The following is an 11537-nucleotide window of genomic DNA, read 5'->3' on the forward strand; positions in this document are numbered from 1 at the left end:
GGGGGCGAGGGACCCGTAAGACGGGTGAGCGTGCCCGTATCACCGCGTCGGCCGCCCCTTAGGGACGGGCGCCTTCGCGGGCCCGTGTGGGCCGGCCGCCACGCTCGTCCACCGCGACGCGCCATGGGGCGGTGCCGTCCGTGGGCATGCCGAAACCCCGCGCCGCGGGCGAGACCGCGGGCGGGGTGCCGGACGGATCCGGGTGGATCTAGTTGAACGAGTCGCCGCAGGCGCAGGAGCCCGTGGCGTTCGGGTTGTCGATCGTGAAGCCCTGCTTCTCGATGGTGTCGACGAAGTCGACCGTGGCGCCCATGAGGTAGGGCGCGCTCATCCGGTCGGTGACGACGTTGACGCCGCCGAATTCGGCGACGACGTCCCCGTCCATGGAGCGGTCATCGAAGAAGAGCTGGTAACGCAGGCCCGAGCAGCCGCCGGGCTGCACCGCGACGCGCAGCTGCAGGCCCTCTTCGCCCTGCTGCTCGAGCAGGCTGCGGACCTTCGCCGCGGCGGCGTCGGTCAGGATCAGGCCCTGCTGCGTGGTCTCGCTGCTCTCAACCGTCATGTGTTGACTCCCCGTCTGCCAACGCCCCTCGGGGACGGAGGCCTGGATCTGAGGTCTCGTTTAGACGCTACCAACACAACCGGCTTGCTACACATTCCTGTCTCACTGTGCGATCCACGCCACCCCCGGACGGCATGGGCGCCACCCCCGCTCAGGTCATCCCCGAGCGTGTGCAATGATTAGTCGTCAACTAGACGATAAGTCCCCTGAGGGGTGTGCACCCGTGACCACTACCGAGACCGGCCTCCCGCTGTTCATCCTCGGCCAGGGCACCGACCCGCACAGCGAGCGCGGCGTCGACTGCCCGGGCGAGCTGCCACCGGCGTCCGACCCCGAGCTGGTCGCGCGTGCCCAGAAGGCCAAGGCCGCCCTCGGGGACAGGCTCTTCGTGCTCGGCCACCACTACCAGCGTGACGAGGTCATCCAGTTCGCCGACGTGACCGGCGACTCGTTCAAGCTGGCCCGCGAGGCGGCGGCGCGCCCCGGGGCGGAGTACATCGTCTTCTGCGGCGTCCACTTCATGGCCGAGTCCGCCGACATCCTGACCTCCGACTCCCAGCGCGTCGTGCTCCCCGACCTCGCCGCGGGCTGCTCCATGGCCGACATGGCGACCTTCGACCAGGTCGAGGAGGCCTGGGACGTGCTGACGGATCTCGGGCTCGCCGAGACCACCGTGCCGATCACCTACATGAACTCCTCCGCCGACATCAAGGCGTTCTGCGGGCGCAACGGCGGCGCGGTGTGCACGTCCTCCAACGCGCGACGGGCGCTGACCTGGGCGTTCGACGAGGGCCCGGAAGGGCCCGCCAACAAGGCCGGCGACCGCAAGGTGCTCTTCCTGCCCGACCAGCACCTCGGCCGCAACACCGCCGTCCTGGAGATGGGCTTCTCCCTGGACGACTGCGTGGTCTACAACCCCCACCGCCCCAACGGCGGGCTGACCGACCAGCAGCTCAGGGACGCCAAGATGATCCTCTGGCGCGGGCACTGCTCGGTGCACGGCCGGTTCACCGCCGGCTGCGTGGACGACGTGCGCGCCCGCATCCCGGACGTCAACGTGCTGGTGCACCCCGAGTGCCGGCACGAGGTCGTCACCAAGGCCGACTTCGTCGGGTCCACCGAGTACATCATCAAGAAGCTGGCCGAGGCCCCGGCCGGGTCGTCCTGGGCGGTCGGCACCGAGCTCAACCTGGTCAAGCGGCTCGCCGCCCAGCACCCCGACAAGACCGTGACCTTCCTCGACCGCACGGTCTGCTACTGCTCCACCATGAACCGCATCGACCTGCCCCACCTGGTGTGGGCCCTTGAGTCCCTGGTGGAGGGCGAGGTCGTCAACCAGATCACCGTCGACCCCGACACCACCCACTGGGCCAAGGTCGCCCTCGACCGCATGCTCGCCCTCCCGTAACACGGGCCTCACCCCCTCCGCCTCCCGGAGACCGGGGCGGAGGGGGCCGGGAGCCGGGTCAGAGGAGTTCGTAGACCACGCGGAGGGTCAGGGTGACGCTTCCCTGGCCCGGGCTGATCGACGACTTCTCCGCCATGGCGAAGCGGGAGGACGACGGCTCGCCCTCTTCCTCCAGCTTGATGAGCCGGCCCAGCTGACGTCCCGCCAGCGCCGCGTACTGCCGCGCCTTGGCCGTCGCGTCCCGGTACGCCGCGGCGCGTGCCGCCTCCAGCAGGGCGGACGGCTTGGAGACGTCGAAGGAGATGCCGTTCAGCCGGACCTCCTCGCCCACCCCGGCGACCGCGTCCACGACGGCGTCCGCCCTGGAAAGGTCCCGGAGCACCACCTCGAAGCCCTGGGACGCCCGGTATCCCACCACCTTGGGGTACTTCTCGTACTCCGCCGCCAGGGCGAGGTCGTTGGTCCGCATGTCGGCCTTGGGGATCCCCGCCGAGACCAGCGCCCCGGTCAGCTTGGACGCGGCGCTCTTCACCGCCGCGAACGCCTCGCCCGCCTTCTCCCGGCGCACCTCCACCCCGACGTTGAGACGCATCCGGTCCGGGACGGCCTCCACGCTCCCGCGTCCGACGACGGCCACCACGGCGGCGTCGCGCGCCGTCCTGGCCCCCGGCCCGGGCGTGACGGGCGCCGGGGACGGCCCCGAGGCCGCGAGCGCGGGGCCCGCCTGCGTTCCGGCGAGGACGAAGGCGGCGGCCGCCAGCAGCACACTCATCTTGGTCATGCGCACATGCCACCACCGGCGGCGTCCCCGTTCCCGCCGTCCTCTCCGGCGACGGCAGGAACTTGACCAATCTCAGGAAGCCCTGGTGTAGCGCAGGTACATCTTTTGGTACTCCCCGTCCTTGGCGGTGGCGAGCACCCGTGAGGCCACGCCCTGGAAGTCGACCACCACGGCCTCGTAGCCGTCGCCCTTCTTGCGCCAGGCCGCGACGTGCTGGTCGTCGTACCAGCCGACCAGCCGCTCGCTCGGGAAGGGAATGCGGGTCTCCTCCTTGCCCTCGGTCGTCCAGACGCAGATCTTGTCGTCGTCCCCCGAGCAGGTGGTGACGAACCGCGTGCCGGACGGCGACACGTCGTCGCCGTCCACGGTCAGCGGCGTCCCGACCTGGACCAGCGTCCGCAGCGGGCCGCCGGTCAGGTCGTAGAAGCGGATGCTCGGGACGCTCCCCTTGAAGGCCCAGGTGCCGACGGCCTTCCCGTCGCCGCGCCAGAAGTACGTCCAGTGGCCGACGTCCTTGTCGGTCACCTGGACGATCTTGGCGCTCCTGCGGGCCACGTCGATGACGGCGTAGCCGTACCCCTTGCTGGAGTCGCCGACGGCCTCGTTGAGGGTGACCAGCGCTTTGGTGCCGTCGGGGGACCACTGGGGTGAGGTGGGGTAGACGGGGGCCCGCGACATCCTGATCGTGTTCGTCTCCCCCGTGCGGCGATCGACGAGCGAGACGGTGGAGTAGCTGTCCTTGGTGTAGAGGGTGTCGGTGCCGAGCCCCCGCAGGCCGTCGTTGCTCACGGTGTACTCGAAGTACTTGCCGGTCTTGCTGAAGGAGTTCCCGCTTCTCGCCCTGACGTAGACGTACTTGCCGTAGTCGAGGCCGTAGGACGTGAGCTTGATCGGGTCGCCGTCGTTCTCGTAGACCGCGATGGAGCTCCCGGGCAGGTTGATCTTCCTGTCTCCGGTCGGCAGTGTGGCGCCCGGCGACGGCGCGGTCGCCGATGGGGTGGCCGCCGGCGAGGTGCTCCGTCCCGCCACGGGGGCGTCCGAGGTACGGGTCGGTGTGGGGGTGCCCGTGCCCTTGGCCGCTGCCTGCGCGACCAGGTACCCGCCGCCCAGCACCAGTACCACGGCCGCCGCCGCGGCGGCCGTGATCATCGGCGCCCGGCCGGTACGGCGCTCGCCGGGCCCCGGGATGACGGCGGGCGAGCTGGGCTGGGGCGACCAGGCGGAACCGTCCGCGGGCCACGGCGCCCCGACCGGCGTAGGGGGCCCGACCGGCGGAGGTGCCCCCACGACCGGAGACGTCCCGACGGCCGGGGACGTCGCGACCGGCGGGGGCGTCCCGGTGGGCGGGGGCGGCGGAGCGGAGGCCCGGGCCACCGCGGTCGCCTCGGCCATGAGGGCCGGGGCCGGCGCGGAGGCGGGGCTCTGCCCGAGCAGGCGCATCAGCACCTCCCCCGCCGACGGGCGCGCGGCCGGGTCCTTCGCCAGGCAGTCGGCCACGATGCCCCGCAGCGGCTCCGAAAGCGCGCCGAGGTCCGCCTCAAGGCTCATGATCCGGTGGAAGACGGCCGGCAGGGTGTCGCTGCCGAACGGGGCCTCCCCGGTGGCGGCGAAGACCATGGTGCCCGCCCAGGCGAACATGTCCGCCGCCGGGCCGACCTGCTCGCCGCCGAGCTGCTCGGGAGTCATGTAGGCGGGCGTGCCGACGACCATGGAGGTGATGGTCGAGGTCTTGTCGAGGGCCTTGGCGATGCCGAAGTCGATCACCCTCGGCCCGTCGGCGCCCAGCAGCACGTTGGAGGGCTTGAAGTCACGGTGGACGATCCCCGCCTGGTGGATCGCGACCAGCGCCGTCACGGTGCCGATGGCGAGCCGGTGCAGCGCGGACCCCTGCCGGGGGCCGTCCCGCTGGACGACGGCGGCCAGCGTGGGGCCGTCGATGTACTCGCTGACGATGTAGGGCCGCTGCTCGGCGACCCCCGTCTCGATCACCTGGGCGGTGCAGAACGTCGCCACGCGCTCGGCCGTGGAGACCTCCCGCACGAACCTGGCGAGCGCCTCCTCGTCCTGGGCGAGGTCGGCGCGCAGCAGCTTCACCGCGACGGCCGCGCCCGTGGGCGACACGCCGAGATAGACGACCCCCTGGCCGCCCTCTCCGAGCCGGCCGGCGAGCTCGTAGTCCCCCACCCGCGCCGGGTCGCCCGGCCGTAGCGGCAGCGGGTCGGACATGACTCCCCCTCCATCCCCCCACATTCGGCATGGCTTCTCCCATTGTGGCGTGGAGGTGGAGAGTTCTTTACCTGCGCCGCCAAGCCGTACCCGTAGCGTGACCCGCGTCCCGGCGGCGGCGCGTCATGCGCGGCGGCGCCGCAGAGAGAGGACGCGACGCCGTCTCACCCCCGGGCGCTCCCCGCGCCGCAGCAGCGTCGAGAGGCTCGGCACCGACAGGAAACCCTCGGCGATCACCGAGGCCAGGCCGACCTTCAGCAGGCCGCGGGTGTCCTGGAAGGCGATGAAGCGCGGCACCCATTCGGGGCGGTACTTCGCGTTCGCCCGGTACAGCGACTCCAGCTGCCACCAGCGGGAGAAGAACACCAGCGTGCAGCGCCACAGCCGCAGCACCGGCCCGGCCCCGAGCCGCGCGCCCTGCTCGAACACCGAGCGGAACATGGCGAAGTTCAGTGAGATCCGCTTGACGTCCAGGTCACCCGCCGCGGCGACCAGCCCGGCCACCATGAACTCCATCAGCCCGTTGTCGGAGCCGCGGTCGCGGCGCATCAGGTCCAGCGACAGCCCGTCCTCCCCCCACGGCACGAACGACAGCAGTGCCGCCGTCCTGCCGTCGGCGTCCAGTGCCTCCACCAGTACGCACGTGCCGTCGGAGGGGTCGCCGAGCCGTCCGAGGGCCATGGAGAACCCCCGCTCGGTCTCGGTGCCGCGCCAGGCGGCGGCGCGGTCGATGATGTGGTGCATCTCCTCGGGCGACAGCTCGGAGTGGCGGCGGACGCGCAGGGTGAAGCCGGCGCGCTTGACGCGGTTGACCGCCTGGCGCACGCCGCGCATCTCACGGCCCTCCAGCGTGAACTCGGCGACCTCGATGACGGCCTCGTCGCCGAGCTCCAGGACGCGCAGCCCGGCTCGCGCGTAGGCGTGCGCGCCGGCCTCGCTCGGCCCGATGGCGGCCGGCGCCCAGCCGTAGCGGCGGGCCTCGTCCATCCAGGCCCGGATGGCGGGCCCCCACGCCTCGACGTCGCCGATCGGGTCTCCCCCGGCCAGGCACACCCCGGCCACCACGCGGTACGACACCGCCGCCTTGCCGCTGGGCGAGAAGATGGCCGCACGGTCGCGGCGGGTGGCGAAGTAGCCGAGCGAGTCGCGCGCGCCGTCCGCCGCGAGCAGCCCCCTGAGGCGCTCCTCGCTCCCGGCCGGCAGCTCGGCCTCGGCCCGCTGGGAGCGGAACAGGACGGCGAAGGCGACGAGGACGGCGACGGCGCTCAGCAGGCCGATGGCGAAGTTCACCCCGGACGGCGGCGCCCCGGTCCGGTAGGAGTCGAGGGTCACCACTCCGCCGAGGGCCCTCTCCAGCGCCCAGGGCAGGTGGTCGCGGGGCGGGAGGGTTCCCGGGAAGATCGTCACCAGCGCGTACCCGACCGCGAAGGACACCAGCAGCAGCGACACCAGCGTGGCCAGGGCCTTGCGGAACGACCCGCGCCGGGTGGGGGCGAAGAACTGGGCGCGCGTGGCCACGAGGGCGCCGAGGGCGACCGCGGACACCACGAGGTTCACCTCGGCGGCGACCACTTGGGGCATGAGGGAGAACTCCTCGACCAGGTCGGGCCAGAGCGACGACGACAGCACGAGCCCGAGGTTGCCGAGCACGAGCAGCAGGAAGATCGCCGTGACGACCCAGTAGGCCGCGCGCTTGTGCCGGGCCAGAGCCCCCGCGAGGATCGCCAGGAACACCGCGTAACCGAGGTTCGGCACGACCGGGAAGACGGCCATCTCGATCACGTCGGAGACCGGCCGCAGCAGGTGGCGCACGGGCGGCACCATCGCGATCGCCGCGGAGTACACGGCGGCGAGGCCCATGCCCACCGACATCACCCGCGGCACCATGGCGGGCCGTGCCGGGCCCTCGGCTTCGGCGTCTGCGGCCGTCGTGACACGGCCGTGCTCGGTCACTGCCACCTGTTTCCCCCCGGAGATGGCCGATCTGCCGGGGGGTATACCCCGTCCCTCCCACGCCTAAGGGAAGGAACGGCCTCAAGTGATCGTCTTCCTACCGTCTGGAGGGCGGATCACAGACCGGGGGCGCCCCAGAGGGGGAACCAGCGGGCGAGGTCGGCCTCGAGGGGCAGCTCCTGCTGCAGGACCCCGCGGACCTGCAGCTCCAGTGCGTTGTCGCGCCGCTCGTCTCCCAGCGGCGCGAAGGGATAGAACGTGCCCTGCTTGTAGAGGTAGACGATGGCCAGGCGGCGCTCCTGGGCGTCGCGGAAGCCGGCCAGCGAGCACAGCAGCGAGGGGCCGAAGCCCGCCCCCTCCAGGGAGGAGTTCACGCCGTGCAGGTCGGTGACCAGGCCGCCGAGATCGTCGGGCGGCCTGCGCGCCAGCAGCCAGGTGTACCCGTAGGAGTCCTGCGTCTGCTCGACCTCGGCGTCGCCGAGCAGCGCCGTGATGTCCTGCTGGAGGGTGGCGAACGCCCCTCCTTCGGCCGCCCGGAAGCAGACCGATCCGAGGCCGGTCGGGGTGAAGCCGGTGGCCGCCTGCAGCGTGACCGCCGCCGAGGGCAGCGCGAACAGGGCGTCGAGGTCGGGTTTGGCGGGCTTGCTGCGGCCGAGCAGCGCGTCGAGCCACCTCATGCCGTCAGCCTCCGCGGCCGAGCTGGGCGGCGATGGCGTTCAGCTGCTCCAGCCGCCGCTCCAGCGGCGGGTGGGTGGAGAACAGGCTCGCCAGGCCGTCCGCCGCCCCGCGGCGGGACAGGGCGGGGGTGAAGAAGAAGGCGTTGAACGGCTGCGCCTCGCGCAGGTCGCGGGTCGGGATGCGCGACATCTCGCCGCTGACCTTGACCAGGGCGCTGGCCAGGGCCGACGGGCGCTGGGTTAGCAGAGCGCCGGCCCGGTCGGCCGACAGCTCGCGGTAGCGCGACAGCGCCCGGGTGAGCAGGAAGCTGACGGCGTACACGAGCACCGACACCGCCATGATGATGAGCCCGACCGGCGGCCCGTTGTTGTCGCGGCCGCGCCCGAGCCCGGAGTAGAGCGCGAAGCGGGTCATCAACCCGGCCACGAGGCCGAGGAACGAGGCGATGGTCATGACGGCGACGTCGCGGTGGGCGACGTGGGACATCTCGTGGGCGATGACGCCCTCGAGCTCCAGAGGGTCCAGCCGCCGCAGCAGCCCGGTGGTCACGCAGACCACCGAGTTGTGCTGGTTGCGCCCGGTGGCGAAGGCGTTCGGCACGTCGGTGTCGGCGATGGCCACCCGGGGCTTGGGCGAGTTGGACAGCGCGCACAACCGGTCGACCAGGCCGTGCAGCTCCGGGGCCTCCTGCGGGGAGACCTCCCGTCCGTGCATCGCGAACAACGCGATCTTGTCGGACAGGAAGTACTGCACCAGCAGGAGGCCACCCGCGAGGACGAGCACCACGACCGCCTGGACCCCCAAGGCGATCAGGACGCCCACGAACACGACGTAGAGCAGCCCGAGCAGGAACATGGTCACGACCATGCGCACGGTCAGTCCCCGGTCGGGGGCGTACCGGGTTTGTGTCATATGCCCAAGCTATCCGGGGATGAGGCCGGAATCACCAAGCATGCCCCTCACTTCGTCGATCGAAGCGTCCGCCGGGGGCAAAATCAACTCCGAGGGCTCCAGCGCGTCGTCGGGCAGCGGCTTGCCGACCTGGCGCACCTTGTCGAGCAGCGCGTGGAGCTTGCTGCGGAACTGCCCCTCGTCGCCGGTCTCGATCGCGGCCTCCAGCTCGCCGTCGAGGGCGTTCAGCACGTCGATGTCACCCTCGGCGATCTCGATCTGGCCCTCGCCCATGATGCGAACGATCATCGAAGGCCCTCCCCCGGCTGGTGGTACTGCTGGGTGGACTGCGGCTGCTGCTGCGGAGCGTGCTGCTGCTGCTGACCCGGACGGCCGGCCTCGATGGCGTCCTGCGGCGCGGGCCCCTGCCCGAGCTCGGCCTTCATGCGCGCGAGCTCCAGCTCGACGTCCCTGCCGCCGCCCATGCGGTCGAGCTCGGCCTGGATGTCGTCGCCGCGGGTGCCGCTGAAGTCGTCGAGCGCTCCGCTCGCCAGCAGCTCGTCGATCGCGCCGGCGCGGGCCTGCATCTGGGCGGTCTTGTCCTCGGCGCGCTGGATCGCCAGGCCCACGTCGCCCATCTCCTCGGAGATGCCGGAGAAGGCCTCGTTGATGCGCGTCTGCGCCTCGGCGGCGGTGTAGGTGGCCTTGATGGTCTCCTTCTTGGTGCGGAAGGAGTCGACCTTGGCCTGCAGGCGCTGGCTGGCCAGGGTGAGCTTCTCTTCCTCGCCCTGCAGGTTGTTGTGCTGCACCTGCAGGTCGGAGATCTGGCTCTGCAGGGCCGAACGCCGGGTCAGCGCCTCGCGCGCGAGGTCCTCACGCCCGACGCTGAGCGCCTTGCGCCCCTGGTCCTCAAGCTTGTTCGCCTGCTGCTGGATCTGGTTGATCTGCAGCTCCACCCGCTTGCGCGAGGTGGCGACGTCGGCCACACCCCGGCGCACCTTCTGCAGAAGCTCAAGCTGCCGCTGATAGGAGTAGTCGAGGGTCTCGCGCGGGTCCTCCATCTTGTCCAAGGCCTTGTTGGCCTTGGACTTGAAGATCATGGAAAGTCTCTTCATCACGCTCATGCGCGTTGGCCGTCCCCTTCTTAGGTCGTGCTGTGCCTATGTCCCGCTCGCTGCGACGCTCGCTGGCCGTATGCTCGCTGCGCTGGCATCCATGCTCCCTCGCGCCGACTCGCAACTCCACAGGCTGCCACTCATCGTCAGCCCCCGATTATCGCGGCAAAGCCACCTAGGTCCACCCTACGCATAACGCACGAGGGCGTCATTAAGTTGCACCGCCGGTAGGCTGACGTCGTGTTCCGACGTCGTGTTCAGGCCCCCGCGGATGACGCCCCTTCTTCGTCTCTCGAGACGCAGGGGAAAACCAACGGAAAGGGCCGTCCCACCCCTAAGCGCCGCGATGCCCAGGGGCGCCGCCGCTCGCCGGTGACCGCGCCCGCCAACCGCAAAGAGGCCTACAAGCAGGCACGCGAGCGCGAGGCCGCCGAGCGTGTCCGCCGCCGCGAGGGCATGCAGAGAGGCGACGAGCGTTACCTTCCCGCCAGGGACAGAGGGCCCGCGCGCAAGTTCGCGCGCGACTGGGTCGACTCGCGCCGCACGATCAGCCAGTATTTCCTTCCGGTTTCACTGGTCCTTTTGGTGATCTTGTGGACGATCCCCATGTTCGGCGGTCAGGCCGGCATGGCGCTGTACTCCTACGCGATCACCATCCTGTGGCCGCTGATGATCGTCATCGTGGTCGGCAGCACGATCTGGGTCGGCCTGAAGGTGAAGAAGGAAGCGGCCCAGAAGTTCCCGGGTGAGAGCCTCAAGGGTGTCGGCTACTACGGCGCCATGCGCGCGATGCAGATCCGCCGCCTGCGCTTCCCGCCGCCGACGGTGCTCCCCGGCGGCAAGCCGGTCCCGCCCAAGCAGTGAGCCGGCCGCTTCACGCCGCGGGGGTCACCCCGTACGGCGTGAGGGCCCGGCCCAGTGCAGGCGGCCCGCGGTGACCACCGGCCGGCGCCCGGCCACCGGCCGTCCGGTCTCCAGCGCGGCCGCCGTCGCCTTGAGCAGGGCGTAGTACGACGTCCACCGCTCCTCCGGCCCCGCCATGAGACCCCCTTGGGCCACGTCGCCGGTGGCCGCGTCCACGGCCAGGCCGGAGGCTTCCGCACGCGCCGGGTCGAAGTCGAGGACCGACCCCGCGACGAGGATCGTCGCCGGGTTCCAGAGCCCGGCCGGGCCGGACGGCCGGCCGCCGAGGCTGTGGGCGCGGCACAGCGTGCGCCAAGTGTCGCGGATCTCCCGCACGCCGAGGGTCCGCCAGCCGAGCAGGCCCGAACTCCTCGAACGGGAACCGTTGTGCCGTAGCAGCGACGCGCGCAGGCTGTCGGGGAAGCGCAGCCCCATCTGCGACTCCGCGACCGCGATCGTGTGCGCCCTGGCCGGCGGGCGCAGCTCGGCGTAGGTCACCGGCGCGTTCGCCTTGAGCCACGCCTCGATCCGCCGCCACTGCTGGTCGACCGCTGTGCGCACCCGCCGGTCCAGCGGGCGTACGACGACAGGTCCCCCCGCAGTGGGGCATATGAAAGCCTCGGACGGCTCCGACGGCGTCGGATCCGTCCGAGGGGCGATGGACGGGAGCGCGGGGGCGGACGCGGACCGGGCCGGCGCAGGAATCGCCATCCCCTGACCGCCGCCAACGGGCGCCGCTCCGCGGAAGGACCTCCACATGACGGGCAGAAGGCTCACCAGGAGCACGGCGGTCAGCGTCGCGGTGACCATGAATCTCCAGCGGCCGGCCGATCCCGCGGCGCCCTCCCTCCGGTCGTGCCGCTTCAGGTCCTCCGCGCTCGGACGGCCGAGGACGGGCTCGGGCGGACAGGACGCCCCGTGGGGAGCGGAGGCGGGCGGCCGGAGCGGGGCGGAGGACCGGGCGGGTGCGCCGGCGCCCGCGCGCGGCGTGGAGGGGACGGGCGGGCGGCCGCCGCCGAC

General features: G+C 71.7%; 12 protein-coding genes. 3 read left to right on the top strand and 9 right to left on the bottom strand.

Annotated elements, in window-relative coordinates; translation table 11 throughout:
• Positions 1-208: 208 nt before the first annotated feature.
• Entirely contained in the window at positions 209-562 is a 354-nt protein-coding gene (erpA, locus tag KIK05_RS27540; RefSeq protein ID WP_214413745.1) for an iron-sulfur cluster insertion protein ErpA, read from the bottom strand.
• A 175-nt stretch (positions 563-737) separates the two neighbouring features.
• Between erpA and nadA the strand changes: the two genes are divergently transcribed.
• The gene (gene nadA, locus KIK05_RS27545) at positions 738-1970 is read left to right on the top strand and encodes a quinolinate synthase NadA (RefSeq protein WP_214413746.1); all 1233 of its coding nucleotides are present in this window, start codon (positions 738-740) and stop codon (positions 1968-1970) included.
• Between the two features lie 58 nt (positions 1971-2028).
• Here the strand turns inward: nadA and KIK05_RS27550 are convergent, their stop codons facing one another.
• The 7 genes from KIK05_RS27550 to KIK05_RS27580 all read right to left on the bottom strand — a co-directional run bounded on the left by KIK05_RS27550 (position 2029) and on the right by KIK05_RS27580 (position 9623).
• Complete coding sequence (locus KIK05_RS27550; RefSeq protein WP_214413747.1) at positions 2029-2751, bottom strand: SIMPL domain-containing protein; 723 nt, start codon at positions 2749-2751, stop codon at positions 2029-2031.
• A 72-nt stretch (positions 2752-2823) separates the two neighbouring features.
• Positions 2824-4977: a serine/threonine-protein kinase gene (locus tag KIK05_RS27555; RefSeq protein WP_214413748.1), complete on the bottom strand. Its 2154-nt coding sequence runs from the start codon at positions 4975-4977 to the stop codon at positions 2824-2826.
• A gap of 123 nt (positions 4978-5100) precedes the next feature.
• Positions 5101-6936 carry a phosphatidylglycerol lysyltransferase domain-containing protein gene (locus KIK05_RS27560; RefSeq protein WP_308250148.1) on the bottom strand — a complete coding sequence of 612 codons (1836 nt, stop codon included), beginning with the start codon at positions 6934-6936 and terminating at the stop codon, positions 5101-5103.
• Between the two features lie 110 nt (positions 6937-7046).
• Positions 7047-7607, bottom strand: coding sequence for a PspA-associated protein PspAB (gene pspAB, locus KIK05_RS27565; protein ID WP_214413749.1), 561 nt, complete (start codon positions 7605-7607; stop codon positions 7047-7049).
• A gap of 4 nt (positions 7608-7611) precedes the next feature.
• Entirely contained in the window at positions 7612-8520 is a 909-nt protein-coding gene (gene htpX, locus KIK05_RS27570) for a zinc metalloprotease HtpX (protein ID WP_214413750.1), read from the bottom strand.
• Between the two features lie 9 nt (positions 8521-8529).
• Complete coding sequence (pspAA, locus tag KIK05_RS27575) at positions 8530-8808, bottom strand: PspA-associated protein PspAA (protein ID WP_214413751.1); 279 nt, start codon at positions 8806-8808, stop codon at positions 8530-8532.
• A complete protein-coding gene (locus KIK05_RS27580; RefSeq protein ID WP_214413752.1) occupies positions 8805-9623 on the bottom strand; it encodes a PspA/IM30 family protein in 819 nt (272 codons plus the stop codon). Before KIK05_RS27580 ends, pspAA begins: the two co-directional genes overlap by 4 nt.
• Positions 9624-9986: 363 nt before the next feature.
• Here KIK05_RS27580 and KIK05_RS27585 point away from each other — a divergent pair, with 363 nt between their 5' ends.
• Complete coding sequence (locus tag KIK05_RS27585) at positions 9987-10478, top strand: DUF3043 domain-containing protein (protein ID WP_372455611.1); 492 nt, start codon at positions 9987-9989, stop codon at positions 10476-10478.
• Between the two features lie 24 nt (positions 10479-10502).
• On the opposite strand, the gene KIK05_RS27590 is transcribed toward KIK05_RS27585, so the two are convergent.
• Positions 10503-11078 (bottom strand): SMI1/KNR4 family protein, encoded by a 576-nt coding sequence (locus KIK05_RS27590; protein ID WP_214413754.1) that lies wholly within the window; start codon positions 11076-11078, stop codon positions 10503-10505.
• A gap of 196 nt (positions 11079-11274) precedes the next feature.
• Between KIK05_RS27590 and KIK05_RS27595 the strand changes: the two genes are divergently transcribed.
• Positions 11275-11537 (top strand): hypothetical protein (locus KIK05_RS27595; protein WP_214413755.1); only part of this gene is annotated, 263 nt, incomplete at its 3' end.

The sequence above is a fragment of the Sphaerisporangium fuscum genome (genome assembly GCF_018531465.1).
In the GTDB taxonomy this organism is placed as follows: Bacteria; Actinomycetota; Actinomycetes; order Streptosporangiales; family Streptosporangiaceae; genus Sphaerisporangium; species Sphaerisporangium fuscum.